The sequence below is a fragment of the Sediminicoccus rosea genome (assembly GCF_033547095.1).
In the GTDB taxonomy this organism is placed as follows: domain Bacteria; phylum Pseudomonadota; class Alphaproteobacteria; order Acetobacterales; family Acetobacteraceae; genus Roseococcus; species Roseococcus rosea.
Map to the genome: position 1 here is coordinate 2,628,063 of NZ_CP137852.1, position 24,829 is coordinate 2,652,891.

At 69.8% G+C, this 24,829-nt stretch carries 21 protein-coding genes, 2 tRNA genes and 1 pseudogene; 20 read left to right on the top strand and 4 right to left on the bottom strand.

All coding sequences use genetic code 11. The annotated features are described in order from the left end of the window. Window positions 1–637: 637 nt before the first annotated feature. From R9Z33_RS12650 to R9Z33_RS12675, 7 genes and pseudogenes are all read left to right on the top strand, one after another. Complete coding sequence (locus R9Z33_RS12650; RefSeq protein ID WP_318646937.1) at window positions 638–1,156, top strand: PqqD family protein; 519 nt, start codon at window positions 638–640, stop codon at window positions 1,154–1,156. Beyond that, window positions 1,153–2,208, top strand: a complete 1,056-nt coding sequence (locus R9Z33_RS12655; protein WP_318646938.1) for a hypothetical protein — start codon at window positions 1,153–1,155, stop codon at window positions 2,206–2,208. The genes R9Z33_RS12650 and R9Z33_RS12655 overlap by 4 nt, the downstream gene beginning before the upstream one ends. After that, on the top strand, window positions 2,205–2,903 hold the full coding sequence (locus R9Z33_RS12660) for a glycosyltransferase family 2 protein (protein WP_318646939.1): 699 nt from the start codon (window positions 2,205–2,207) through the stop codon (window positions 2,901–2,903). Before R9Z33_RS12655 ends, R9Z33_RS12660 begins: the two co-directional genes overlap by 4 nt. After that, entirely contained in the window at window positions 2,900–3,601 is a 702-nt protein-coding gene (locus R9Z33_RS12665) for a glycosyltransferase family 2 protein (protein ID WP_318646940.1), read from the top strand. The genes R9Z33_RS12660 and R9Z33_RS12665 overlap by 4 nt, the downstream gene beginning before the upstream one ends. Further along, window positions 3,601–5,019: a nucleotidyltransferase family protein gene (locus tag R9Z33_RS12670; protein WP_318646941.1), complete on the top strand. Its 1,419-nt coding sequence runs from the start codon at window positions 3,601–3,603 to the stop codon at window positions 5,017–5,019. The genes R9Z33_RS12665 and R9Z33_RS12670 overlap by 1 nt, the downstream gene beginning before the upstream one ends. A gap of 122 nt (window positions 5,020–5,141) precedes the next feature. Continuing rightward, window positions 5,142–5,243, top strand: a pseudogene (locus R9Z33_RS24765) (hypothetical protein); the annotation flags it as partial. 278 nt (window positions 5,244–5,521) lie between these two features. Next, window positions 5,522–5,968 carry an ImmA/IrrE family metallo-endopeptidase gene (locus R9Z33_RS12675; protein ID WP_318646942.1) on the top strand — a complete coding sequence of 149 codons (447 nt, stop codon included), beginning with the start codon at window positions 5,522–5,524 and terminating at the stop codon, window positions 5,966–5,968. 313 nt (window positions 5,969–6,281) lie between these two features. On the opposite strand, the gene R9Z33_RS12680 is transcribed toward R9Z33_RS12675, so the two are convergent. The 3 genes from R9Z33_RS12680 to R9Z33_RS12690 all read right to left on the bottom strand — a co-directional run bounded on the left by R9Z33_RS12680 (window position 6,282) and on the right by R9Z33_RS12690 (window position 7,120). Continuing rightward, window positions 6,282–6,356, bottom strand: a tRNA-Asn gene (locus R9Z33_RS12680). A 51-nt stretch (window positions 6,357–6,407) separates the two neighbouring features. Continuing rightward, window positions 6,408–6,968 (bottom strand): chlorite dismutase family protein, encoded by a 561-nt coding sequence (locus R9Z33_RS12685; protein ID WP_318646943.1) that lies wholly within the window; start codon window positions 6,966–6,968, stop codon window positions 6,408–6,410. A 78-nt stretch (window positions 6,969–7,046) separates the two neighbouring features. Then, window positions 7,047–7,120 (bottom strand) — tRNA-Cys (locus R9Z33_RS12690). Window positions 7,121–7,243: 123 nt separating this feature from the next. On the opposite strand from R9Z33_RS12690, the gene R9Z33_RS12695 reads away from it, so the two are divergent. The 12 genes from R9Z33_RS12695 (at window position 7,244) to R9Z33_RS12750 (ending at window position 22,236) form a co-directional block, all read left to right on the top strand. Continuing rightward, a complete protein-coding gene (locus tag R9Z33_RS12695; RefSeq protein ID WP_318646944.1) occupies window positions 7,244–7,915 on the top strand; it encodes a protein-L-isoaspartate O-methyltransferase family protein in 672 nt (223 codons plus the stop codon). A gap of 118 nt (window positions 7,916–8,033) precedes the next feature. Beyond that, on the top strand, window positions 8,034–9,476 hold the full coding sequence (locus R9Z33_RS12700; RefSeq protein WP_318646945.1) for a TolC family outer membrane protein: 1,443 nt from the start codon (window positions 8,034–8,036) through the stop codon (window positions 9,474–9,476). Window positions 9,477–9,479: 3 nt separating this feature from the next. Beyond that, window positions 9,480–10,085, top strand: coding sequence for a DUF2497 domain-containing protein (locus tag R9Z33_RS12705; protein ID WP_318646946.1), 606 nt, complete (start codon window positions 9,480–9,482; stop codon window positions 10,083–10,085). 77 nt (window positions 10,086–10,162) lie between these two features. Further along, window positions 10,163–12,859 (top strand): valine--tRNA ligase, encoded by a 2,697-nt coding sequence (locus R9Z33_RS12710; protein WP_318646947.1) that lies wholly within the window; start codon window positions 10,163–10,165, stop codon window positions 12,857–12,859. Between the two features lie 24 nt (window positions 12,860–12,883). Then, complete coding sequence (gene ilvD, locus R9Z33_RS12715; protein ID WP_318646948.1) at window positions 12,884–14,602, top strand: dihydroxy-acid dehydratase; 1,719 nt, start codon at window positions 12,884–12,886, stop codon at window positions 14,600–14,602. 95 nt (window positions 14,603–14,697) lie between these two features. Continuing rightward, a complete protein-coding gene (locus R9Z33_RS12720; protein WP_318646949.1) occupies window positions 14,698–15,705 on the top strand; it encodes a flagellin in 1,008 nt (335 codons plus the stop codon). 68 nt (window positions 15,706–15,773) lie between these two features. After that, the gene (locus tag R9Z33_RS12725) at window positions 15,774–16,121 is read left to right on the top strand and encodes a flagellar biosynthesis regulator FlaF (RefSeq protein WP_318646950.1); all 348 of its coding nucleotides are present in this window, start codon (window positions 15,774–15,776) and stop codon (window positions 16,119–16,121) included. Between the two features lie 73 nt (window positions 16,122–16,194). Next, window positions 16,195–16,947 carry a glycerophosphodiester phosphodiesterase gene (locus tag R9Z33_RS12730; RefSeq protein ID WP_318646951.1) on the top strand — a complete coding sequence of 251 codons (753 nt, stop codon included), beginning with the start codon at window positions 16,195–16,197 and terminating at the stop codon, window positions 16,945–16,947. Between the two features lie 188 nt (window positions 16,948–17,135). Continuing rightward, entirely contained in the window at window positions 17,136–18,311 is a 1,176-nt protein-coding gene (locus R9Z33_RS12735) for an isovaleryl-CoA dehydrogenase (protein ID WP_318646952.1), read from the top strand. A gap of 53 nt (window positions 18,312–18,364) precedes the next feature. Next, window positions 18,365–19,906, top strand: a complete 1,542-nt coding sequence (locus R9Z33_RS12740) for a carboxyl transferase domain-containing protein (protein WP_318651647.1) — start codon at window positions 18,365–18,367, stop codon at window positions 19,904–19,906. A 5-nt stretch (window positions 19,907–19,911) separates the two neighbouring features. Next, window positions 19,912–21,867 (top strand): acetyl/propionyl/methylcrotonyl-CoA carboxylase subunit alpha, encoded by a 1,956-nt coding sequence (locus R9Z33_RS12745; RefSeq protein ID WP_318646953.1) that lies wholly within the window; start codon window positions 19,912–19,914, stop codon window positions 21,865–21,867. A gap of 219 nt (window positions 21,868–22,086) precedes the next feature. Next, on the top strand, window positions 22,087–22,236 hold the full coding sequence (locus R9Z33_RS12750) for a hypothetical protein (protein WP_318646954.1): 150 nt from the start codon (window positions 22,087–22,089) through the stop codon (window positions 22,234–22,236). Window positions 22,237–22,238: 2 nt separating this feature from the next. Here R9Z33_RS12750 and R9Z33_RS12755 read toward each other — a convergent pair whose 3' ends face one another. Continuing rightward, window positions 22,239–23,570, bottom strand: coding sequence for an aspartate aminotransferase family protein (locus R9Z33_RS12755; protein WP_318646955.1), 1,332 nt, complete (start codon window positions 23,568–23,570; stop codon window positions 22,239–22,241). Between the two features lie 97 nt (window positions 23,571–23,667). Here R9Z33_RS12755 and R9Z33_RS12760 point away from each other — a divergent pair, with 97 nt between their 5' ends. Next, a complete protein-coding gene (locus R9Z33_RS12760) occupies window positions 23,668–24,768 on the top strand; it encodes an NAD(P)/FAD-dependent oxidoreductase (RefSeq protein WP_318646956.1) in 1,101 nt (366 codons plus the stop codon). Window positions 24,769–24,829: the final 61 nt, after the last annotated feature.

Here is a 24,829-nt window from a genome sequence, read left to right on the forward strand (position 1 = left end):
AACGGACCTCCTGGCGCATTTCGCAGAATTCGCTCCGGACGGCGCGCAGCATCAGGCCCGCCGCATTGGGCGGGCGGGACACGCCGGAGACCGCGCGAGGAACCCGTGGCGGAATTCGGCTCACTGCGCTGTCTTCTGTGGAAGGCTGGCTCCGGCGGCGGTGGCGCGTGGGGTCGTGATGCACTTGGCCCTATGCGGGCTTGGGGTGCTGAAGAAGCCGCCGATCGAAGCACGCTCAATCGGGCAGGGCGGCCCGGACGTGGGGGGTGTCCCGCAACCCCTTGTGGACGCGTTTGTGAATCATCCAGCTTGGTTGCGGAAAAATCGCAATATAAATAATACTTTGACATGTGATCATGGCGAATGAGCTGTCCGCCAAGGTGGGATCCCGGCCTGTCTCTCGCTGTCGCAAGGGTGGCCTATTTCCTGTGATGGATCGGTGATTTCACCGTCCTGTTGCAGGGTGTTGCGCCGGCGCCTGCCTCGCGTTCGGGCCTCCACTCGCGTTCACGCCCCGGGGGCACGCGGCACGGTGCAGGCGAGGGCGGTGTCACCGCGGGCGCGCAGCGGATCTCGGTGCCAGTAACCCGTCCCTCGACTCGTCGCTGGCACAACCGCCATGGACATGCGAAAGTGAGTGCCGGTGGAATACGAACCGGCCGGTGCTTACCGTCTTTCCGGTGTACACCGGCTTTCAGCCGACCTTCCCCGCTGGATCAATACCACGATGTCTTCCATGCTCTATGTCAGCAACGCTGCGGTGGTCGCTTCGGAGCAGTTTGATGGCGAACTCGTTGTCATCCAGTTCGATACAGGCAGGTATTTCAGCCTCAGCGGGATGGCCATGCCGGCGTGGCAGCTCCTGCAGTCGCCGGTCACGCGCGATGCGATGCTCTTCGCTCTGTCCCAGGCGGCCGGCGATACCGCGCCCGAACCTGCCGAACTGGCGTCGCAGCTCGATGCGCTGATTGAACAGCTCGTCGCCGAAGCCCTGCTCATCGAAGCCGAGGCACCCGGCATCGCCGCGGTCATCGAGCCCTTCAACTACGCCGCTCCCCGCGTGGATATCTACTCTGACCTCGCTGACCTCGTATCGCTCGACCCGATCCATGATGTGGACGCGATGATGGGCTGGCCACGCACGGGCGCGGCGTGAACAGCACGGTCTTGCCGACCAGCGTCGCGGATCTGGTGCCCGCCCATCGCCTCGACGAATTCATTGCGGCGACCCCACCCCGCCTGTTCGGGATCGGCCCGGTCTCCATCGCCCTGCATGCCTCCGATGCCCGCCTGGCCGCGTTGCTCGGCGCAGCACTCGCGCATGCGGCCTGCGACACGCCGCGGCCCTGCCATCTGCGCGTCGCTGCGATTGACACCGGGGCGATCGGCTGGCCACGACCGCCCGGGGTCCCGGGCACGGAACATCTTCGCCCGCCGATGGACGAGGTAAATCTGCGTGCCGGCAGGCTCATCCAGGCGATCCACCAGGCAGGATCCTGTACCTGGGAGAGCTATGACGCGGGCACCCGGACGGGCCTGCTGCTGACCGCCGATGCCGCATTGGTCGCCCCCTGGGAATGGGCATCGCCGCTCAAGCGGCACATCGCCTGGGCCACGCGCGAGGAGCCCTTCGGGCTGCTGCACGGTGCGGTGATCGGAGATGCGGCCGGTGGGGTCATGCTGGCCGGCGGATCGGGGGTGGGAAAATCCACCACGGCGGCGGCCGCGCTGCAGGCGGGGCTGTCGAGCGCCGGCGATGACCTCACGCTGCTTTCCCTCGACGCGGATAGCGGGGTTGTGGCCCATGCCGCCTTTGACGCGGTGAAGTTGAGCGACGCCACCTTGCGCCTCATCGGCGCCGCGCCACCGCCCGGCGGCGTGGCGAGTGGCGCGGGCATCGCGAAGCACATCCTGCCGCTCAGCACGCTCGGCGCGGGTCGGCTCGCGCCGCGCGTGCCCCTTCGCGCGATCCTGCTGCCGCGCCTGGCCGGCGGCCCGCGGAGTGCGATCCGCCCGGCCGTGATGGCGGCGGCGCTGCGTGCCCTCGGCCCGGTGTCGGGCTTCGTCATGCGGGTGACGCCGGAATCCAGTTTTGCCCTGGCCGCCCGCATGGTGCGGGATCTGCCCTGTTTCGCGCTCGACATCGGCGAGGATCCGGCGGAAGCCGCGCGCTGCATCGCCGCCTTCCTGGAAGCCCGGCGACCATGAGCCGCCCGCGCATCTCCGCCATCGTCACGGCGCTGAACTTTGAACGCTTCATCGCCGACGGGATCCGCTCGATCCAGGCGCAGAATGTGCCGATCGAGGAGATTCTGGTGGTGGACAGCCGCTCCGAGGACGGCACCGCGCGGATCATCGCGGCGATGGCCGCCGCTGATCCCCGCATTCGCCTGCTCGAAGCCGAACGGCACAGCCCAGCGCGGTCACGCAATGTCGGCCTCGCCGCCGCAACTGGTGATGTGATCGCCATGCTGGATGGCGATGACACCTGGCCGCGCGGCAAGCTCGCCGCCCAGCTCGCGCTGCTCTCGGAGCCAGGGGTCGCCGTGGTGTCGGGGCTGACCGGCTTTTGCGACGCGATTGACCCCACAACGCAGGCGCCGCCGCCGGGAGCACGGGTGGAGACGGTCGCCGCGGTGAATGTCGGCGCCTGCCTCTATCGCGCCACGGTCTTCGCATCGCTCGGCCCCTTCGACGAAGGCTATCGCTATGCGGATGACTGGGATCTCATGCTGCGCCTGCGCGATGCCGGCCTGCGCGACATCAAGCTGCCCGAGGTCATGCTGTGGCACCGCCGCTACCCCGGATCGCTGCTGACGACGCCCGACCCCCACCGCAAGCAGGAGCTGGCGGTCGCGGTCGGGCGCTCGCTCGCGCGGCGCCGTGCGAGCCGGCTGGCATGACGCGGATCTCGGTTGTCATCCCGGCCTGGCAGGCCGCCGGCACCATTGCCGAGACGCTGGCCAGCGTCGCCGCCCAGACGCGTCCCGCCGACGAGGTCATCATCGTGGATGATGGATCCACCGACGGCACGGCCGAGGTGGCGCGGGCGGCGCTACCCTCCGCGCGCATCATCCGGCATGCCCATGGCGGTGCTGCGGCGGCGCTCAATGCCGGGTTTGCCGCGGCGGAGGGCGATCTTCTGGCCCCGCTGGATGCTGACGATCTCTGGCTTCCGGGCAAGCTCGCGGCGCAGGAGGCAGCGCTCATGCGCGCGCCGCCTCTGGCCGGCGTGGGCGGGCTCATGGAGACTTTTTTCTGCGCCAGCATGCCCCCGCAGGCCCGCGCCGCAGTGCGCCTGCCGGTGGGACCTTCGCCCTGGCTGCTCTCCGGCGCCCTCCTGCTGCGACGCGCTGCCTATGACGCGATCGGCCCACATGACGAGGCGTTGCGCGCCGGCCAGTCCATTGACTGGATGCACCGGGCCCGGCTGGCAGGGCTTGCCTTCGAGGTGCTGCCGGAGGTCGTGTTGCGCCGGCGGATCCGCCAGGGCTCGCTTTCCTCGCGTGCCGGCGGCGCCGACGCAGCCTTCCTCGCCATGGCCCGTCGCGCCATTGAACGGCGGCGTGCTGCCGCCCCGCCGCCGAAGGAGGAGCCCTGATGGAGCTCGTCGCGCAGCACTATTGGCCGGACCGGGCCGATACATTGCTGCTCATGACGGCGCTGCACCCGGATGAGGAGCGCGCGCGAACGGCTTGGCGTGCCTGGGAGGAGATGCAGCGCTTCGAGACGGCGAACTGGGCAAAGCTTCGCATCTTTCCTGTGGTCGCACGCCGCCTGCCGCAACTTGGCCTCGACAGTGAGTTGCTGCCGAGGCTGGCCGGCGTGCGCCGCTTCCTCTGGACCAAGACGCGTCTCCTGCACCGCACCGTGGCGCCCCTGCTGGAGGGCCTGCGCGCGGCTGGCATCACGCCGATGCTGACCAAGGGCGCAGCACGCGTCGCGCTTGATCCGGCGGCGGCGGCCGAGCGCTACAGCCATGACGTTGACGTCCTGGTCCCCACCGCTGCCTGGGAGGCGGCGGTGGATGTGATGTACGCGCATGGCATGGAAGCCGCCCAGAAACTCACGCGGGAACAGGTGCTGCAAATCCGTCACCGCTTCCACGGGATAGGCTTCGGCAAAGCCGAGGCGCAGCTCGATCTCCACTTCTTCGCGCTCAAGCGCAACCGCTGCGAGGGCGATGATGACGGTTTGTGGGCGCGCGCCCAGGCTGGAAGCTTCGTCGGCGTGCCGGTGCTGGCACCGAGCGCCGAGGACCGGCTCGTGATGGCGCTCGCGCATGGGCTGCTGGTCAGCCCCGGGCGGGTGACGGATTGGGTGTTTGACGCGGTCGCAGCGCTCTCCGTTTCTGGCTTCGACTGGAAGCACGTGCAGCGGGAGTTGATCCGGCGCGGGCTCTCCGCCTTCGGCATGGTCGGGCTCCGCTTCCTGCGTGAGCGCCTGGCCCAGCCGGTGCCCACGGCACTCATCGCGGCGCTGCGGGCGGATACCTCCCAGGTCTTCGCCGAGGAGTTCAACTGCCTGCACGAGACATATTGGGCCCGCACGGAACGCGAGCACGCCCTGCTGACCCTTGCCGATTACGAGCGTGCGCGCCGCGCGGCCATGGCCTTGCCGGCGGGCGCGCCGCAGGGCAGGCGCGGCACGCCCTGGGCCGATGCGGCCCTCGACCCTCCAACGCGCGCCCGGGCGGGCGACGCGGTGATCCCGGTGCCACCCTGGATCAGCCGGGGAGATCGGCCGAAGCTCGACCTCACGGTCCAGTTGCCGCAGCCGCAGAAAGGGCAGCGTCTGATGCTGGAATTGACGTGCTTTGCCGCGCACCAGACCAGCCTGCAGCAGCGCTTCGTCGCGGTCGCCGAGGGCCGCGCCGCCTTGCGCTTCGTCCTGCCTGCCGACTTCATGGCGATGCGCCGGCCGGACCGGCTCGCATTGCGGGCATGGGGCGTGGATGCGACCAGCGGCGCAACGCGCGTGCCCGTTCTCGCGGCCCGCCACCGATGGCGCTCTTCGTGATTCGGGCCGGGTGTCTGCACCTGGCAGCGCGCATCGGGCTTGCGCGGCCCATGCCGCTTCCGTGATGGCGGGTCCCGTGCTGCCCCACCACACCACCATCCTGCACGCTGCCGCTGCCGCGCGTGCCTGGCTGCCTGGCGCATCGCGAGGACGGCACGCTGCTGGTCGCGATCGCGGAGGGTGTGGGTCGCTTGGACCCTGCCTCCGGCGCGCTCTCCGCAGCGCTGCCATTCGAGACGGATCGCCCAGGCCATCGCAGCAATGACGGCAAGGCCGGCCCCGACGCCGCCCCGCCCGTGGCCGAGGCAGTTGCGAGGGAGACAGCCGCGGCGATTGCCTCCAGGGACGCGGCTGACATCGCTGACGCGATCGCGGCCAGAACCTTTGCCGCAGCCTCGGAGCGGGGCGTTGAACCTTCAAGTGATGGTAACGATGTCAAGAGCGCAGCCGTGGGAGGGGAATGCGAAGCCAAGCCCAGACTGAAGCCGCGGTGCTCCTTCCCATGGAGGTGATCCGCAATTTCGCGGATCGAGCGCCCATGGACCTCGATGCGATGGCCCGCGCCCTCGGTGTGGAGGTGCGGCGCGGCCAAAACCTGGCTGCGAATGTCTCAGGGAAGATCGAACGGCGCGGGGCTGGCTTCGTGGCGACGATCAATGCTGCCCACTCGGCCAAGCGCCAGCGCTCCACCCTGGCGCACGAGCTGGCCCATCGCATTTTTCACAGCGACCTGATCGGTGATGGCATCTCCGATGATGGGCTGTATCGAAGCAGCGTATCCGACGACATTGAGCGCCAGGCAAATGCCTTCGCTGCCGGGCGGCTTGTGCCCGCGCGGTTGGTCCGGAAGCTCTACCGTGAGGGGATGAAGGACACGCCGAGCATCGCGGAGCGATTCGATGTCTCCGACGATGCGGCCAGGGTGCGGCTGCGCGAGCTTTTTGGGTAGGGCCGGAAGGCGCCCCGCTTCACCGGGCGTTGGGAGGGCGTCAGCCGCGGATGAAGGGGCGAATCGGGCTGTCTCCGGACCGGCTCGGCTACGCCCCCATTCGGCAACCCGCACCAGTGCCTTCATCGGCATGGCAGCCTACTCTAAGCCGCAGCTCGAGGTGGCCGGCTGCGAGGCACCATCCACTGCGCTCGGCAGGGGAGGGCGCTTCGCCATTCAGATGTGCGCCTATCCGCCTGAGCCGGCCAAGCCGTAGCCGCATCTGTAGGCTGGAAGCCGCACCGCCCGGAACGCTAGGTTTTCTGTGGATGAGTGGCTCCGGCGGTAGGATTCGAACCTACGACCAACGGATTAACAGTCCGCTGCGCTACCGCTGCGCCACGCCGGATCACCATGGGCGGGGGAACTAGCAGGGGTGGCGCGGGAGCGCAACCGCCCCTCAGCCCTCTTCTCGCACAAGACGGATCTCCACCTCGCGCTCCACGAAATCCCATTCGCGCTGGGCGCGCAGCCGCGCCAGCATCTCGTCGAACGCGGCCTCGTGCGTGGGCGCGAATTCGAACCAGGTGAGGAAATCGAAGGGCTCGCCCAGTTCGCGGCTGTGGTGCAGCCGGCGGGCCACGGCGGGCAGGTAGTCCATGCCGATGGCGATGTGGCGAGATTCGGCCTCCAGGATGGCGCGGCGCTCATCCTGTGCCAGCGACCACCAGGCCTCGCTCTTGCGGATCGGGATGAGGGCAGCGTGCCGCGCCTCGGGCCGGGCAAGGCCCTGCTGGCGCGCGGCGAGCGAATCGGCCTCGGCGCGCTCCGTGTAGCGCTGGTTCCCGGTGCTGCCCGCCAGCGTCCAGGCGATGGCGCCGCCGGGTGCGCCCGCCATGCCCTCCTGGACGGCGATGCGGTCCACGGCGGGCAGGGCCGCGCCCGCCAGCGCCCGCATCCGCGTCACGCGCCAGGGGCCCGCGGCGCCGCCGTGGAAACGGACCATCAGGGGAGGGGGCATGGCAGGCTCCGGCACGGCTTGCCGCTCACCATGCAAGAAACACGGTGCAAGAACCACGCGCATATCGGGGAAAGAGCTTGGAGGTCCGAGGCGGAATTGAACCGCCGTAGCAGGTTTTGCAGACCTGTGCCTGACCACTCGGCCATCGGACCCCAAGGCCCCGCTGTATCGGCCCGCTTGGCCGCCGGGTCAAGGCGGGGATGCGCCCCCCGGCAAGCTTTCCGCGGCCCGCCGCCCGGCCTATAACCTCCGCATTGGCCGGCCAGGAGACCCGAATGCTCGCTTTGGATGTGGATTTCGCCCGGGCACGCCGCTTCATGCGCGATGGGCAGCTGACGCCCAATGGCGTGACCGACCCCCTGCTGCTCCAGGCGATGGACGAGATCCCGCGCGAGAATTTCGTGCCCGAGGCGCTGCGCGAGCGCGCCTATGCCGATGCGCCGGTGCCGCTCGGCCAGGGCCGGGCCATGCTCGCGCCCATGGTGCTGGCCCGCCTTCTCCAGATGGCGCTGCCCCAGCCGGGCGAGCGCGCGCTCGTGCTTGCCGCCGGCACCGGATATGGCGCTGCGGTGCTCGCGCGCATGGGCCTCCAGGTCACGGCGATCGAGAGCGACCCGGCGCTGGCCACCGCCGCGCGCCATGCGCTGGACTTTTCCCTGACCGAGAATCGGCCCGTGGTGCAGCAGGGCGATCCGCGCCTGGGCGCCCCCTCGGGCGCGCCCTTCCGGCTCATCCTGATCGAAGGGATGGTGGAGGAGGTTCCCGGCGGGCTCTTCTCCCAGCTGGGCGAGGGCGGGCGCCTCGTCACCGTGCGGCATGAGGCCGGGCCGGTCGGCCGTGGCATCCTGCTGCGCCGGGCCGGGGGCGCCGTCAGCGAGATCGCCGGCCTCGATGCCGCCGCGCCGCTGCTGGCCGAATTCGCGCCCGCACCCGGTTTCGTGCTGTGAGAGGTTTCAATTTGTGACCGGAGGGCCCCGAAGGGCGCGCAGCCCTTGGCGCGACGCGGCCGGGACGGGCTATACTCCGCGGGAAGCTTGAAGGGGACATGGACGGATGCATCTGGGCATGAAGGCGACACTCCTCGCGGCGGCCGCGGTCATCGGCACCGCGTTCACCGGTGGCACGTCGGGCGGCGCGCAGGCCCAGACCCTGCAGGAAGCCCTGGCCGTGGCCTACAGCAACAACCCGACGCTGCTGGCCGCCCGCGCCCAGCTGCGCGGCGTGGATGAAGGCGTGCCCCAGGCGCTGGCCGGCTGGCGCCCCACCGTGGTGATGGCGGGCAGCTACGGCGCGGCCGATGTCCGCACCCGCAGCCAGGTGCAGCAGTTCCGGGCCGATGGCAGCTTCTTCTTCCGCGATCCGGCCTTCCCGCAATCCACCACCATCCGCCAGGAGCGTTCGCCGGCGACTGCGACGGTCACGCTGACCCAGCCGATCTACCGCGGCGGCCGTACCACGGCGCAGACCCGTCAGGCCGAGAACCTCGTCCTCGCGCAGCGCGCGCGGCTGATTGCGGCCGAGCAGCAGGTGCTGGGCGATGCCGTCTCCGCCTATATCTCCGTCATCCAGAATGGCGAGCTGCTGCGGCTGAACATCAACAATGAGCAGGTGCTGGCGCGCCAGTTGCAAGCGACGAACGAGCGCTTCCGCGTGGGCGAGATCACCCGCACCGACGTGGCACAGGCCGAAAGCCGCCTCGCCGGCGCGCGCACCGCCCGCGTCCAGGCCGAGGGCAACCTGCAGATCGCGCGCTCCGTCTATGAGCGCGTGATCGGCGAGGCGCCGCGCCGCCTGACCAACCCGCAGCCGCTCCAGCTGCCGGTCCGCAGCCAGGCCGAGGCGCAGTCCATGGCGGTGGCGAGCAACCCGACCGTGGTGGCCGCGCTCTTCAACGCCGCCGCCGCGCGCGACAACATCGACGTGCAGGCCTCGGCGCTGATGCCGCAGCTCTCGGGCAACGCCCAGGCCTTCCGGAACGACAATGCGACGCTGCCGCACACCCGCCAGAATGGCGGGCAGGTGACGCTGAACCTCTCGGCGCCGATCTACCAGGGCGGCGCCGAATACTCCTCCGTGCGTCAGGCGCGGCAGGTGGCGCAGCAGAACCTGGCCCAGGTGGACGAGGCGCGCCGCTCGGCCGCCGAGGCCGCCGCCCGCGCCTGGGAGACGCTGACCAGCGCCCGCGCGGCCGTGACCAGCGTGCGCGTGCAGATCCGCGCGCAGGAAATCGCGCTGGATGGCGTGCAGCGCGAGGCCATCGTCGGCAGCCGCACCACGCTGGACGTGCTGAACGCCGAGCAGGAGCTGCTGAACGCGCGCACCAGCCTGGTGAACGCGCTGGCGCAGGTGGTCACCGGCTCCTATGCCTTGGCCGGCTCGGTCGGGCGGCTTACCGCGCAGGATCTCGGCCTCAATGTCGAGCTCTACGACATGACGGCCTATTATCAGGCGGTGCGGAACCGCTGGGCCGGGCTTGGCGACTATTCCAACGTCTCGGCGCGTCGCTGAGCCATGTCGGGCCAGACCCCGCCCGGCGGTGCCGATCCCTCGATGGATGACATCCTGGCATCCATCCGCAAGATCCTGAACGAGGAGGAGCCGCCCCAGCCGCCGGCCCCCCCGGCCGCCGAGGCGATCCAGCTCACGCCCGAGATGATGGTGGCGCCGCCCGAGAAGCTGGCCGGCCCCGCCGCCGCCCCGCCCGCCCCGAGGCCCGAGCCGGAGCCGCTGCCCGAGCCCGAGCCGCCGCCCGCCCCAGCGCCGCCGCCGCCGCCCCCTCCGGCGCCCGCCGCGCCGCCTCCTCTCACGCCCACGCGGGTGCCCACGAACATCATGCAGCCTCTCCAGCCCGCCCCGCAGCCTGCGGCCGCGCCCGCGCCGGCCAACCTGCTCGACCCCATGGCCGCTGCCGCGGCGGCGGCCGCGCTCGGCCAGTTGAGCCGCGCCGTCTCCCAGGAGCGCACCGCGAGCGTGAGCCGCGGCGGCCCCACCATCGAGGATGTGGTGCGCGAGGAGCTGCGCCCGCTGCTCAAGGCCTGGCTCGATGCGCACCTGCCCGCGACGGTGGAGCGCCTGGTCCGCGCCGAGATCGAGCGGGTGATGGCCCGCCAGGGCTGAGGCCGGCCCCCCGCGCGGGGGGCTGATCCGCGCCGCCAGGGCTTGACGCGCCGCGCCGCGCGTTGGACCAGTCGCGCATGCTCGACAAGGCCTTCGACCCCGCCTCCCTGGAAGCCCGGCTCTATGCCGCTTCCGAAGCTTCCGGCGCGTTCAGCGCGGATCCGGCGCGCAATGCCGCGCCCTTCACCATCGTCATCCCTCCGCCCAACGTCACGGGCAGCCTGCATATCGGCCACGCGCTGAACAACACGTTGCAGGACGTGCTGGTGCGCTACCGCCGCATGCAGGGGCGCGACGCGCTCTGGATGCCTGGGACCGACCATGCCGGCATCGCGACGCAGATGGTGGTGGAACGCCTGATCGGCACCGAGGGCCTGACCCGCAAGGGGCTGGGGCGCGAGGCCTTCCTGCAGCGCATCTGGAACTGGAAGGCCGAGAGCGGCGGCACCATCACCCGCCAGCTCCGTCGCCTGGGCGCCAGCCTCGACTGGCCGCGCGAGCGCTTCACCATGGATGAGGGCCTCTCCAAGGCCGTCATCGAGGTCTTCGTCCGCCTGCACCAGGAAGGCCTGATCTACCGCGACACGCGCCTGGTGAACTGGGACCCGGTGTTCCAGACCGCCATCTCCGACCTGGAGGTCGAGAGCCGCGAGGTGAAGGGGAATATCTGGACGCTGCGCTATCCGGTGGAGGGCCAGCCGGGCCGCTTCATCGAGGTCGCGACCACGCGGCCCGAGACCATGCTGGGCGACACCGCGATCGCCGTGCATCCGGAGGATGCGCGGTTCAAGGATTTGGTGGGATGCCGCGCCATCCTGCCGCTGACCGGCCGTCTGATCCCCATCGTCGCCGATGATTACAGCGACCCCGAGAAGGGCACGGGCGCGGTGAAGATCACCCCCGCGCATGACTTCAACGATTACGGTGTGGGCCGCCGGCATGACCTGCCGATGCCCTCCGTGCTCGATGCCGAGGCGCGGATCTGGCTGGACGAGATCGCGGCCGATCTCCGCGCCGTGGACGGCATCGCCGATCCGGACTTCGTGCGTGGCCTGGCCGGGCAGGATCGCTTCGTGGCGCGCAAGGCCATCCTGGCCGAGCTGGAGCGCCTGGAATTGCTGGTGAAGGCCGAGGCCCACACCAACATGGTCCCGCATGGCGACCGCTCAGGCGTGCCGATCGAGCCGCGCCTGACCCTGCAATGGTATTGCGACGCGGCGACGCTGGCGAAGCCCGCCATCGAGGCGGTCGAGACCGGCAAGACCGAATTCGTGCCCAAGCAGTGGGAGAACACTTTCTTCGCCTGGATGCGCGACATCCAGCCCTGGTGCATCTCGCGCCAGCTCTGGTGGGGGCATCGCATCCCCGCCTGGTATGGCCCCGAGGGCAGCGTCTTCGTGGCGCGCGACGAGGCGGCGGCGCAGCAGGCCGCGCGGGCGCAATTCGGCCGCGAGGTGGAACTGACGCGCGACGAGGATGTGCTGGACACCTGGTTCAGCTCGGCGCTGTGGCCGTTCTCCACCCTGGGCTGGCCGGACAGCACGGCGGAGCTGAAGAAGCACTACCCGACGGACGTGCTGGTGACGGGCTTCGACATCATCTTCTTCTGGGTCGCCCGGATGATGATGATGGGCATCCATTTCATGGGCGAGGTTCCCTTCAAGCACGTGGTCATCCATGGCCTTGTGCGCGACGAGAAGGGGGCGAAGATGAGCAAGTCGAAGGGCAATGTCCTCGACCCGCTCGAACTGATCGACGCGCATGGCGCGGATGCGGTGCGCTTCACCCTGTGCGCGCTGGCCTCGCCGGGGCGGGACATCAAGCTCTCCAAGCAGCGGATGGAAGGCTACCGCGCCTTCGCCACCAAGCTGTGGAACGCGGCGCGCTTCTGCGAGATGAACGGCATCGCGGCGCAGCCAGGCTGGGACCCGGCGACCGCGGCCACGCCGCTCGCGCGCTGGATCCTGGATGGCGCGAACCAGGCCGCTGCCGAGGCGGGGGCAGCGCTGGACGCCTTCCGCTTCGACGACTACGCGGCGGCGCTCTACCGCTTCACCTGGAACAGCTTCTGCGACTGGTTCCTGGAATTCGCCAAGCCCGTGCTGAACGGGCCCGATGGTGCCGAAAAAGATGAGGTGAAGGGCGCGGCCCAGCACGTGCTGGGCGTGATCCTGCGCCTGCTGCACCCCGTCATGCCCTTCGTGACGGAGGAGCTCTGGACGCAGCTCGGCTATGGCGGGGAGGCGAGCCTGATCACCGCGCCCTGGCCCGTGGCGAGCCCGGTGCAGGGGGCGGAGGCGGCGCGGGCGGAGCTGGATGGCATCGTCCGCCTGATTTCCGAGGTGCGCGCCGTGCGCTCCGAGGTGAATGTGCCGCCCTCGATCAAGACCAAGCTCCTGGTGCAGGGCGCCGCGCCCGAGACCATGGCGCGGGCCGGCCGCTGGCTGGAGGCGATCCAGCGCCTCGCGCGCGTCACCGAGATCGAGACGCTGGAGGGCGCGCCACCAAAGGGTGTGGCCCAGGCCGTGATCGGCGAGGCGACGCTGATGCTGCCGCTGGCCGATGTCATTGACCTCGGCGCCGAGCGCACGCGGCTGGAGAAGGCCCGCACGGCTGCCGCGGCCGAGATCGGCAAGATCGAGAAGAAATTCGCCAATGCCGAGTTCATGGCCAAGGCGAAGGAAGAGGTGATCGAGGAGAACCGCGAGCGCCTCGAGAATTTCACGGCCGAGATCGCCCGTCTGGACGCGGCGCTGGCCCGCATCGCAAACTGAGTTGAGACACCGAGGAACACGCCAATGACCAAGTGGGACAAGACCAAGCTGCCGAGCCGCCATGTGACGGTCGGCCCCGAGCGCGCGCCGCATCGCAGCTATTATTTCGCGATGGGCATGACGCGTGAGGAGATCGAGAGCCCGCTGGTCGGCGTGGCCTCCTGCTGGAACGAGGCGGCACCCTGCAACATCGCCCTCTCGCGCCAGGCGCAGGCAGCGAAGCGCGGCGTGGCGGCGGCCGGCGGCGCGCCGCGCGAGTTCACGACCATCACGGTGACCGACGGCATCGCCATGGGCCACCAGGGCATGAAGTCCTCGCTGGTCAGCCGCGAGGTGATCGCCGATTCCGTCGAGCTCACCATGCGCGGCCATTGCTATGACGCGCTGGTGGGTGTCGCCGGCTGCGACAAGACGCTGCCGGGCATGATGATGGTGATGTGCCGCCTGAACGTCCCCAGCGTCTTCCTCTATGGTGGCTCCATCATGCCGGGCCGCCATCGCGGCCGCGACGTGACCGTGCTCGACGTCTTCGAGGCGGTCGGCCAGCACGCGGCCGGCAACATGTCCGACGAGGAGCTGAAGGAGCTGGAGGAGCATGCCTGCCCGGGGGCTGGCGCCTGCGGCGGCCAGTTCACCGCCAACACCATGGCCTGCATCTCCGAGGTGATCGGCCTCGCGCTGCCCTATTCGGCGGGCGCCCCCGCGCCCGACACCGAGCGCGACGAATACGCCTACAAGTCCGGCTTCGCGGTGGTGGACCTGATCCGCAAGCAGCTCCGCCCGCGCGACATCGTGACGCGCAAGGCGCTCGAGAACGCGGCGCGCATCGTGGGTGCGACCGGCGGCTCGACCAATGCGGCGCTGCACCTGCCCGCCATCGCCAATGAGTGCGGCATCGACTTCCCGCTGGAGGAAGTGGCCCGGCTGATGCGCGACACGCCGCACATCGCCGACCTCAAGCCCGGCGGCAAGTATGTGGCGCTGGACGTGCACAACATCGGCGGCATCCCGGTCATCATCAAGGCGCTGCTGGAAGGCGGCCTGCTGCATGGCGACTGCATGACCGTCACCGGCAAGACGCTCGCCGAGAACCACAAGGACGTGGTCTTCCCGAAGGACCAGGACGTGGTGCGCCCCGTCTCCAACCCGATCAGCAAGATCGGCGGCGTGGTCAGCCTCTTCGGCAACCTGGCGCCCGATGGCGGCATCGTGAAGATCGCCGGCATGGAGAAGCTGCGCTTCGAGGGCACGGCGCTCTGCTTCGACTGCGAGGAGGATGCCTTCGCCGCGGTGGACCAGCGCGCCTACAAGCCGGGCGACGTCATCGTCATCCGCTACGAGGGCCCGAAGGGCGGCCCTGGCATGCGCGAGATGCTGTCCACCACCTCGGCCATCTACGGCCAGGGCATGGGCGACAAGGTGGCGCTGATCACCGATGGCCGCTTCTCGGGCGCCACCCGCGGCTTCTGCATCGGCCATGTCGGGCCCGAGGCGGCGGTGGGCGGCCCCATCGGCCTGCTGCAGAACGGCGACAAGATCGTGATCGACGCCGAGAAGGGCACGATCGACGTGATGCTCTCTGACGAGGAGCTGGCGCGCCGCCGGGCGGAGTGGAAGCCGCGCGGCCACAACTTCAACTCGGGCGTGCTGTGGAAGTATGCGCAGACCGTGGGTTCCGCCCGGCACGGGGCGGTGACGCAGCCCGGCGCCAAGGCCGAGACGCACATCTACGCGGACATCTGACTGGGCCGGTTTAACCGTTTCTTGGGCTTTCCCTGGGAAGCTTGTGAAGGCGGAGGGATCCCCCCTCCGCCTTTCGAGCAAAGGGAAAAGCCCCAATGACGATGAATTCGGTTCAGACCAATATCGGTGCGATGGTGGCGCTGCAGTCGCTCAACCGCACCAACGAGGAAATGGCGGCGACGCAAAAGCGCATCTCCACCGGTTTCCGCGTGGCGGATGCCAAGGATGACGGCGCCGCCTATGCCGTGGCCCAGCGCGTCCGCGGCGACATCGCGGGCCTCAGCGCCGCCAATGAGCAGCTCGGTTCCACCAAGGGCCTGCTCGAGACCACGATGGGCGCGCTGAACGAGGCGTCCAAGAATCTCACCAAGATCCGCGAGACGCTGACCAAGCTCTCCTCGGACACGCTGAGCTCCTCGGACCGCGAGACCTACACCAAGGATTTCGAGAACCTGGTGAACCAGACGAACCGGGCGCTCGGCGATGCCAGCTACAACGGCCGCAGCCTGCTCGGCTCGCAGGACTCGAACAAGTCCGCCTCCAGCGCCGCGGTGAACACGGGCGTCGTCCGCAACGAGCGCGGCAACACGCTGAACATCACCGGCGTGGACGCCGCGACCCTCACCTTCGACACGCGCGTGGCGACCGGCGGCCGGGACATCGCGGGCACCTTCGAGAACCCGACCTCCTTCGTCTTCAACGGCGGTGCGGCCATGACCTCGGAGCAGGCGCGCGTGATGCTGGGCAATGGCGATGCCAGCGCCACCGGCCCGCTGCAGGACACCATCGCCGCCTATGCCGATGAGGCGAATTTCGGCGGCGGCGCGGCGGCGTCCAACATCAAGACCTTCGCGACGGTCGAGACCGCGCTGAACACGGCCCTCTCCAAGTTCGGCGCCGATTCGCGCGACATCGACGGCGCGCTGAGCACCAACCGCCAGAAGATGGACTCCATGGAAAGCGGCCTCGGCTCGCTCGTGGATGCCGATCTGGCGAAGGAAAGCGCCCGCCTCCAGGCGTTGCAGATCCGCCAGCAGCTCGGCACGCAGTCGCTCTCCATCGCGAACCAGGCGCCGCAGGCCCTGCTCTCGCTCTTCCGCTGATCCCATCCAGCGCCAGCGGGCCGGCAAAACGCCGCCCGGCTCTTCCCTAGTTCTTACCAGAGGTCTTCATGCACGCCGTTACCGCGCCCCACCCCGATGCCGCCGCCGCCTATCGCCAGCGCCGCACGCCGCGGCAGATGGAGGCCGAGGTCTTCGTGCGCGCCAATCGCAGCATCCGCGAGGCGCTCGCCGAGCAGACCCAGACCGCGCTCGCCCGTGCCCGCGCCGACAACCGCCGCCTCTGGGATGTGGTGCTGGGCCTCGTGATGGACCCCGCCAACCAATTGCCCGCCCCGCTCCGCAGCCAGGTCGCCTCGCTCGCCCATGCGGTGCTGCGCGAATGCGAGAGCGAAACGGCCGATCTCCAATTCATCTCCGAAATGAACGACGCCATCGCGGGCGGTCTCTGGAGCTGATGTCCGTCTGGCAGTCATTTTTGGCTGTCAGCCCGGCTTGACGTTTCGCCTCTGGCTTGGAACAGGTGCGGCTATGGACCGCACCGAGATCGCGAGCCACAGGGGGGGCGCCTTCCTTTGGCCTGAGAACAGCCTGCTTGCCTTCCGCAAGGCGCTCACCTGGCCCGCCGAGCAGATCGAATTCGACGTTCACGCCAGCGCGGAGGGGGAGCCGGTCGTCATCCATGACGCGACGCTGGATCGCACGACGGATGGCTCGGGCCCCGTGGTCGCCATGCCCTGGGGCGAGTTGCAGCGGCTGCGCGTGAAGGGGACGGGGGGCGAATGCGTCCCCCATCTCTCCGAGGTGGCGGCGCTGATCGGCCCCTCGGCGCAGCGCCTGCGGCTCGAGGTGAAGGCCGATCCGGAGAAGCGGCCCTATCCCGGCCTCGTCGCCCGCTGCGGTCGCCTGCTGGACAGCCTGGGCCTGAAGCCCCGCACCATCATGATGAGCTTCGAACGCCCCTCGGTGGCCGAGGCTGCCGCCCTGGGCGGGTTCGAGCAGATCGTCTGGCTGGTGGATGGCCCCGCGCTGCGCGCCGCCACCCCGGGCGACCTCGTGCGCGAATGTCAGGGGCTCGGCGCGACCGAGGTCGGCGTGCATGTGAAGGGCGCCACCGAAGCTCTGCGTGATGCGCTGCGCGCCCAGGGCCTGCGCCTCTCCGTCTGGGGCGCCAACCATGCCGACACGATCCACCGCGCGCTGATGTTGGGTGTCGACGTGCTGGCGACGGATGACCCGCCGCTCGCCATCGAGTTGCGGCGCGACGCAAAGCCGTTGCGCTGACCAGCGCCCCCCGCTTAGCCTTCCATGCGAGAACAAGGTCCGGGAGGCGGGGTTGCCGAGACACGGCCGCGATGCGCGGGCGAGACCAGAATGTTGAGCCGCGACCCGGCCCGGCGCGCTGAGGCGCCGGGAGATCCCTGGCTTCACGTCATGCGGGCGCCACGGGCGCCGGCTTCAGAGAGAGCAACATGCTGCCCAATATGAGCATCCCGACGCTGGATTTCGGCCTCGGCGAGGAGATCGACGCCCTCCGGGATTCCGTGCGCGGCTTCGCGGCCGACCGCGTGGCGCCCATCGCGGCCGAGATCGACCGCACCGATGAATTCCCGCGCTTCCTCTGGCCCGAGATGGGCGCGCTCGGCCTGCACGGCATCACGGTGGATGAGGCGCATGGCGGTGCGGGGATGGGCTACCTCGCGCATTGCGTGGCGGTCGAGGAGGTCAGCCGCGCTTCCGCCAGCGTGGGCCTCAGCTATGGCGCTCATTCCAACCTCTGCGTGAACCAGCTCGCCCGCAACGGGAATGCCGCGCAGAAGGCGAAATACCTGCCGAAGCTCATCAGCGGCGAGCATCTGGGCGGCCTCGCCATGAGCGAGCCGGGGGCAGGCTCGGACGTCGTCTCCATGAAGCTGCGCGCCGAGAAGCGCGGCGACCGCTACGTGCTGAACGGCACGAAGATGTGGATCACCAACGCGCACTACGCCGAGACGCTGATCGTCTATGCCAAGACCGACCCGGAGGCGGGGCCCAAGGGCATCACCGCCTTCATCGTGGAAAAGGGCATGAAGGGATTCACCCCGGCGCAGAAGCTCGACAAGCTTGGCATGCGGGGCTCGCCCACCAGCGAACTCGTCTTCGAGGATTGCGAGGTGCCGGAGGAGAATGTGCTGGGCGCCGTGAACGGCGGCGTGCGCGTGCTGATGTCGGGCCTGGACTACGAGCGCGCGGTGCTGGCGGCCGGCCCCCTGGGCATCATGCAGGCCTGCCTCGACGTGGTGGTGCCCTACATCCATGAGCGCAAGCAGTTCGGCCAGCCGATCGGCGAGTTCCAGTTCATCCAGGGCAAGGTCGCGGACATGTACACGCGCTTCAACGCGGCGCGCGCCTATGTCTATGCGGTCGCGCGCGCCTGCGATGCGGGCAAGACCACGCGCAAGGATGCGGCGGGCGCCATCCTCTTCGCCGCCGAGGAGGCCACGCGCGCGGCGCTGGACGCCATCCAGATCCTGGGCGGCAATGGCTACATCAACGACTACCCGACAGGCCGCCTGCTGCGTGATGCCAAGCTCTACGAGATCGGGGCAGGCACCAGTGAAATCCGCCGGCTGCTGATCGGCCGCGAATTGTTCCGGGAGACAGCGTGATCCCCTCCGCCATCAACACCCGCAGCGAGGAATTCCGCGCCAATGCCGCGGCCATGCAGGCGCTGCTCGACCAGCTCGCCGCCCGCACCGCGGAGGCCGCCCAGGGCGGCAGCGAGGCGGCGCGCGCCAAGCACACGGCCCGCGGCAAGCTGCTGCCGCGCCAGCGTGTGGAGCGCCTGCTCGACCCCGGCGCGCCCTTCCTTGAGCTTTCGCCGCTTGCCGCGAACGGCATGTATGGCGGTGAGGTGCCGGGGGCCGGCGTCATCACCGGCATCGGCACCGTCTCGGGCCGCGCCTGCGTCATCGTCGCCAATGACGCGACGGTGAAGGGTGGCAGCTACTATCCGCTCACGGTGAAGAAGCACCTGCGCGCGCAGGAGGTGGCGGCGCAGAACAATCTGCCCTGCCTCTACCTGGTGGACAGCGGCGGCGCGAACCTGCCGAACCAGGACGAGATCTTCCCCGACCGCGAGCATTTCGGCCGCATCTTCTTCAACCAGGCGAACATGTCCGCCGCCGGCATTCCGCAGATCGCGGCCGTCATGGGCAGTTGCACCGCGGGCGGCGCCTATGTGCCCGCCATGTGCGACGAGGCGGTGATCGTCCGCAACCAGGGCACCATCTTCCTGGGCGGCCCGCCCTTGGTGAAGGCGGCCACCGGCGAGGTGGTGAGCGCCGAGGATCTGGGCGGCGGGGATGTCCACACGCGCCTCTCCGGCGTGGCGGACCATCTGGCGGCGGATGACATGCACGCGCTGGGCCTGGTGCGCCGGATCGTGGGCAACCTCAACGCGAAGGCGCCGCCCATGCCTCCGCACGCGCCGATCGCGCCGCTTTACGCGCCCGAGGAACTGAACGGCATCATCCCCTCCGACGTGCGCCAGCCCTATGACGTGCGCGAGGTGATCGCCCGCATCGTGGACGGATCGGCGCTGGACGAATTCAAGCCGCGCTACGGCACCACGCTCGTCACCGGCTTCGCGCGGATCTGGGGCATGCCGGTCGGCATCATCGCGAACAACGGCATCCTCTTCAGCGAGAGCGCACAGAAGGGGGCGCATTTCATCGAGCTGTGCTGCCAGCGGAACATCCCGCTGCTCTTCCTGCAGAACATCTCGGGCTTCATGGTCGGCCGCAAATACGAGACGGGCGGCATCGCCAAGGATGGCGCCAAGCTGGTCACCGCCGTCGCCACGGCCTCGGTGCCCAAGATCACCGTCATCATCGGCGGCAGCTTCGGCGCGGGCAATTACGGCATGTGCGGCCGCGCCTACAGCCCGCGCTTCCTCTTCGCCTGGCCCAATGCGCGGATTTCCGTGATGGGCGGCGAACAGGCGGCGAGCGTGCTGGCGACCCTCAGGCGCGACAATCTCGAGGCCGGCGGCAAGGCCTGGAGCGCCGAGGAGGAGGAGGCCTTCAAGGCGCCGATCCGCGAGAAATACGAGCGGGAAGGGGACCCCTACTACGCGACCGCGCGCCTCTGGGATGACGGCATCATCCCGCCGGCCATGACGCGCGACGTGCTGGGCCTCGCCTTCAACGCGGCGCTGCACGCGCCCATCCCGCCGACGAAATTCGGCCTGTTCCGGATGTGATCGCGATGTTCAGCAAGATCCTCATCGCCAATCGCGGCGAGATCGCCGTCCGCATCATCCGCACCGCGCGGCGGATGGGCATCGCCACCGTCGCGGTCTTCAGCGAGGCGGATGCGAACGCACTGCACGTGCGCGAGGCGGACGAGGCGCACGCGATCGGCCCCGCACCCGCCGCGCAATCCTATCTGCGCGGCGATGTGATCCTCGATGTGGCGCGGCGCAGCGGTGCTGAGGCGGTCCATCCGGGCTATGGCTTCCTCTCCGAGAATGCGGAGTTCGCCGAAGCCTGCGCCGCGTCCGGCATCGCCTTCATCGGCCCGCCCGCTGCGGCCATCCGCGCCATGGGCAGCAAGGCGGAGAGCAAGCGCCTGATGGTCGCGGCCGGCGTGCCCACCGTGCCCGGCTATCACGGCGAGGCGCAGGAGGAGGCGCTGCTGGCGGCCGAGGCCGCGCGCATCGGCTTCCCCGTGCTGATCAAGGCGAGTGCGGGCGGCGGCGGCAAGGGCATGCGGCCGGTGTACGCGGCCCAGGATTTCGCGGCCGAACTCGCTGGCGCGCGGCGCGAGGCGCAGGCCGCCTTCGGTGACGCGCGCGTGCTGATCGAGAAGTACCTGCAACGCCCGCGCCATGTGGAGGTGCAGGTCTTCGGCGACAGCCATGGCCGCGTGACCCATCTGCACACGCGCGACTGCTCGGTGCAGCGCCGCCACCAGAAGGTGCTGGAGGAGGCGCCGGCGCCCGATCTCTCGGATGTGCTGCGGACCTCCCTGCACGAAGCGGCCGAGAATGCGGCGCGCGCGGTCGGCTACACCAATGCCGGCACGGTGGAATTCGTCGTCGAGGGCGAGCACGCCTATTTCCTCGAGATGAACACCCGCCTGCAGGTCGAGCATCCGGTGACCGAGATGATCACCGGCCTCGACCTCGTCGAGTGGCAGTTGCGCGTGGCGGCGGGCGAGGCCTTGCCCACCCATTGGCCGCCACCCGCGCAAGGCCATGCCGTCGAGGTGCGCGTCTATGCCGAGGAGCCGGAGCAGGATTTCCGCCCGGCCACCGGCCGGCTGCGGAAGTTCACGCTGGCTGATGCCGGGGCGCGCTTCGACACGGGCTTCACGCCGGGTGACACCGTCACCGCCGCCTATGACCCCATGCTGGCCAAGGTGATCGTGGCGGGCACGGACCGTGGCGCGGCGCTCACGCGCCTCGCTTCGGCACTGGATGCGCTGGAGATCGAGGGTCTGGGCAACAATGCCCGCTTCCTCACGCGCCTCGCCCGCCACCCGGCGCTGCGCGCGGGTGAACTGGATACCGGCTTCATCGCGCGCCATGCCGAGGCGCTGCTGACGCCGCGCGGCCCGGCGCCGGAGCGCGTTCTGATGGCCGCCGCCGCCGCCCTCGCGGAGGCCGGGCGGCGCGCGCCCGCGGCCTCGCCCTGGCTCGGCCGGCAGGGCTGGCGGCTGCAAGGCGCCGCCGAGACGGTGGAGGCCTGGGATGACGGCACCGGCCCGCGCCAGGTCACGCTGCGCTGGCTGCCCGGCGGCCATGCCGTGGCGGTGGGCGAGGGGGCGGCGCGGATCCTCTCCATTCGCGGCACGGGCACGCGGCTGGCGCTGGTGGAGGGCGACGCGGCCGAGGCCTTCACCCTCACACCCGAGGCCGATGGCTGCACGCTCCGCATGGGCGGCGAGAGCTGGCGGCTCCATCGCCGCGATCCCCATGCGCCCGCCAGCGAGGATGCGGCGGGCGAGAGCCGGCTTTCCGCGCCCATCCCGGGCCGGGTGGTGAAATTGCTGGCCGCGGTGGGCGATGCGGTGGTCAAGGGCCAGCTCCTCGCGGTCCTGGAAGCGATGAAGACCGAGATCAAGATCACCGCGCCGCGGGACGGCGTGGTGGCCCATCTGGGCTGCGCGGAGGGAGAAAACGTCGAGGAAGGCGTCGAAATCCTGAGCCTTGCCACATAGGAAACTGTGCAATCACCGTCACTTGTCGCAAAAATACAACCATAGGGACGCATGCCTGCGCTCAGATTCAGCCACTGGTCGCTATTGCATGTTTTTTTTGCCGCCTAATATCCCTAACGGGTCGGATGAGATGGCAATGACCGCCGGTTGAGCAGTCAAGCGATCCCGTCCGTGGGAAAAGGGGTTGTGATGATGGTGAGTGAGCAGGAAGCTCCGGCCGTGGCCGCTGTGCCGCGCCGGCCGCCCGTGAATGTGATCCGTCTCTCCAAGGAGGAAGAGGGTCCGGTCAAGGGTGAATTCTGGGCCTTGGCCCGCGCCTTGGCGCTTCTCGTAGGAACGATGGTGGTGATCGGCTACGTCATCGCCTGAGGTCAGGCTGCGCGGCCCAGCACGGGGCCGCGCAGATTCAGGAATTCGCGGAAGGCGGCGGTGAAGCCGCTGAGGTCGGTCGGCGCCAGCGGCAGGCTGAGCGCCACCATTCCGCGGCGGGCCAGGTAGAAGCCGGCCTCGAGCATATCCAGGAAGAACAATTCGCGGCGCTGCTCCTCCTCCGGGGTGGCGGCATAGGGCGCCTTGATCGCGCCCGTGCGGAAATGCGCCGTCATCATGCTGCCCGCGCCGGTGAACTGCATCGCGACCCCCGCCTCGGCGCAAAGGGCGTTGAGCTCGGCGCGCAGCTTTTCGCCGCGCTGGAACAGCGCCTCCACCACCTCGCCCCGGAACAGCTCGCCGAGTGCCACGCAGCCGGCGGCCATGGACCAGACATTGTTGTTGAAGGTCCCCGCATGCGGCAGGGCGCCCGGGCGATGCGCGTCGAACACATCCATGATGGCCGCGCGCCCGCCGAAGGCGCCGACATTCATGCCGCCCGCGATGTATTTGCCGAGCGTCGTCATGTCCGGGATCACGCCATGGCGCTGCTGCAGCCCGCCCTCGCTATGACGGCTCGTCATCACCTCGTCGAAGATCAGCACGGCGCCCGTCTCGGTGCAGGCGTCCCGCAGCGCGGCCAGGAATTCGCGCGTGGCGGGGATGCAGCCGCCCGAGCCCAGCATCGGCTCGACCAGCACGGCGGCCAGCTTGTCTCCCGCTTCGCGGATGGCGGCGACGGTGCCTTCCACGTCGTTATAGGCGAGGAAGCGCGTCGGCACCGGCAGGTTCACCGGGCTCTGGCCGGTGGCGAAGGTCATCACCCCGCCATGATAGCCGCCCTTCGCAACCATGATCTCGGCCCGGCCGGTGAAGGCGCGGGCGGCGGAGAGGGCCATGATGTTGGCCTCGGTGCCCGAATTGGTGAAGCGCACGCGCTCGATCGAAGGAAAGCGGGCGCAGACCAGTTCGGCGAATCGGATCTCGTTGGCGCCCGCGCCGGCCAGGTTGATGCCGGTGTCCATCGCGGCCCGCGCGGCGTCCAGGATGCGGCGCTCGCTGTGGCCGAAGAGGCCGGCGGTGTATTCACCCAGCAGGTCGGTATAGGCGTGGCCATCCGCGTCCCACAGGCGCGCCCCTTCGCCACGGACCATGCTGATGGGGAAGGGGGACCAGAAAAGCACGGTGCGCGTGTTGCCGCCCGGCATGACGCGGCGCGCCGCCTCGTGCAGTTCCGCGCTTTTCGGGCGTGCCGCGGCATAGGTCGCGCGCGCTTCGAGCAGCGCGCTCTCCAGGTCGGAATTGCGGGGGGGCGGTTGGTCGAGCGGGGCCATGCGTGAGCCTGTCGCCAGACCCGGCACCGCGTCAATCGGGACTTGCCGGGGGCCGCGGGCGCGTGCTCCATCGGGGCCTCGGTGAGGGGCGGATGGCATGCTGGTGGATGCGATCGTGGTGGGCGGCGGGCTGGTGGGTTCGGCCATCGCCTGGGGCTTGCAGCGCGAAGGGCTGGCGACCGTCCTGCTGGACGAGGGGGACCTCGCCTTCCGCGCCAGCCGGGGGAATTTCGGCCTGGTCTGGGTGCAGTCCAAGGGGCTGGGCGCGCCGCATTACCAGCGCTGGACCCGCGCCTCGGCCGAGGCCTGGGAGGGGCTGGCGAGCGAACTCGCCGCCGGCACCGGCATGGATTGCGGCCTGCGCCAGCCCGGCGGCGTGCATCTCTGCCTGAGCGAGCAGGAATTCGCGGACCGCGCCGCCCGCATGGCCCGGATGAAGGCCGAGGCCGGGAACTACGCCTATGACTACCGCATGCTGGACGCGAAGGAGGTGCGGGACATGCTCCCCGGCCTTGGCGAGCGCGTGGTCGGCGCCTCCTGGACGCCCTATGACGGCCATGCCAACCCCTTGAACCTGCTGCATGCCCTGCACCGCGCCTTCAAGGCGGCGGGCGGCCGCTACGTGCCCGAAGCCGGCGTGACCGGGGCCAGCGCCGCCCCGCGCGACTTCAGGGTGAGCACGCCCGCCGGCGACTTCGCCGCACCCCGCATCGTGCTGGCCGCCGGCCTCGGCAATGCGAAGCTGGCGCCCCTCTTCGGCCTCGCGGCACCCGTCCGCCCGCAGCGAGGCCAGGTGCTGGTGACCGAGCGCACGCGGGAGGTGCTGCCCATCCCCACCACCTCGATTCGCCAGACCGACGACGGCACCCTGCTGCTGGGCGACAGCCAGGAGGAGGTGGGGTTCGACCTGCACCAGACGCAGGATGTGATGGCGATGATCGCCCAGCGCGCCGCCTGGTCCTTCCCCTGGATCGCCCGGCTGAACATCGTCCGCGCCTGGTCGGCCTTGCGCGTCATGGCGCCGGACGGCCTGCCGATCTATGACGAAAGCGAGGAATTTCCTGGGGCTTTCACCGCCAATTGCCATTCGGGTGTGACCCTCGCCGCCGCCCATGCGCGGCTCTTCGCCCCCATGGTGGCGCGCGGCGCGCTGGAGCCGGGGATGGAGCTGTTCTCGGCCCGGCGTTTCGCCGCCTAGGGCTTGGCCGGCCTGGAATCTTGGCGCTTTGCGGCGGCGCTCCGTTCCGTGTAGACAGCGC

Bases quoted from the DNA above. Each gene is read 5' to 3' on its own strand.
- R9Z33_RS12660 (WP_318646939.1), top strand. From the start codon at position 2,205: ATGAGCCGCCCGCGCATCTCCGCCATCGTCACGGCGCTGAACTTTGAA.
- R9Z33_RS12665 (WP_318646940.1), top strand. From the start codon at position 2,900: ATGACGCGGATCTCGGTTGTCATCCCGGCCTGGCAGGCCGCCGGCACC.
- R9Z33_RS12670 (WP_318646941.1), top strand. From the start codon at position 3,601: ATGGAGCTCGTCGCGCAGCACTATTGGCCGGACCGGGCCGATACATTG.
- R9Z33_RS12675 (WP_318646942.1), top strand. From the start codon at position 5,522: ATGGAGGTGATCCGCAATTTCGCGGATCGAGCGCCCATGGACCTCGAT.
- R9Z33_RS12685 (WP_318646943.1), bottom strand. From the start codon at position 6,968: ATGCCCCCTCCCCTGATGGTCCGTTTCCACGGCGGCGCCGCGGGCCCC.
- R9Z33_RS12695 (WP_318646944.1), top strand. From the start codon at position 7,244: ATGCTCGCTTTGGATGTGGATTTCGCCCGGGCACGCCGCTTCATGCGC.
- R9Z33_RS12700 (WP_318646945.1), top strand. From the start codon at position 8,034: ATGAAGGCGACACTCCTCGCGGCGGCCGCGGTCATCGGCACCGCGTTC.
- R9Z33_RS12705 (WP_318646946.1), top strand. From the start codon at position 9,480: ATGTCGGGCCAGACCCCGCCCGGCGGTGCCGATCCCTCGATGGATGAC.
- R9Z33_RS12710 (WP_318646947.1), top strand. From the start codon at position 10,163: ATGCTCGACAAGGCCTTCGACCCCGCCTCCCTGGAAGCCCGGCTCTAT.
- ilvD (WP_318646948.1), top strand. From the start codon at position 12,884: ATGACCAAGTGGGACAAGACCAAGCTGCCGAGCCGCCATGTGACGGTC.
- R9Z33_RS12720 (WP_318646949.1), top strand. From the start codon at position 14,698: ATGACGATGAATTCGGTTCAGACCAATATCGGTGCGATGGTGGCGCTG.
- R9Z33_RS12725 (WP_318646950.1), top strand. From the start codon at position 15,774: ATGCACGCCGTTACCGCGCCCCACCCCGATGCCGCCGCCGCCTATCGC.
- R9Z33_RS12730 (WP_318646951.1), top strand. From the start codon at position 16,195: ATGGACCGCACCGAGATCGCGAGCCACAGGGGGGGCGCCTTCCTTTGG.
- R9Z33_RS12735 (WP_318646952.1), top strand. From the start codon at position 17,136: ATGCTGCCCAATATGAGCATCCCGACGCTGGATTTCGGCCTCGGCGAG.
- R9Z33_RS12740 (WP_318651647.1), top strand. From the start codon at position 18,365: ATGCAGGCGCTGCTCGACCAGCTCGCCGCCCGCACCGCGGAGGCCGCC.
- R9Z33_RS12745 (WP_318646953.1), top strand. From the start codon at position 19,912: ATGTTCAGCAAGATCCTCATCGCCAATCGCGGCGAGATCGCCGTCCGC.
- R9Z33_RS12755 (WP_318646955.1), bottom strand. From the start codon at position 23,570: ATGGCCCCGCTCGACCAACCGCCCCCCCGCAATTCCGACCTGGAGAGC.
- R9Z33_RS12760 (WP_318646956.1), top strand. From the start codon at position 23,668: ATGCTGGTGGATGCGATCGTGGTGGGCGGCGGGCTGGTGGGTTCGGCC.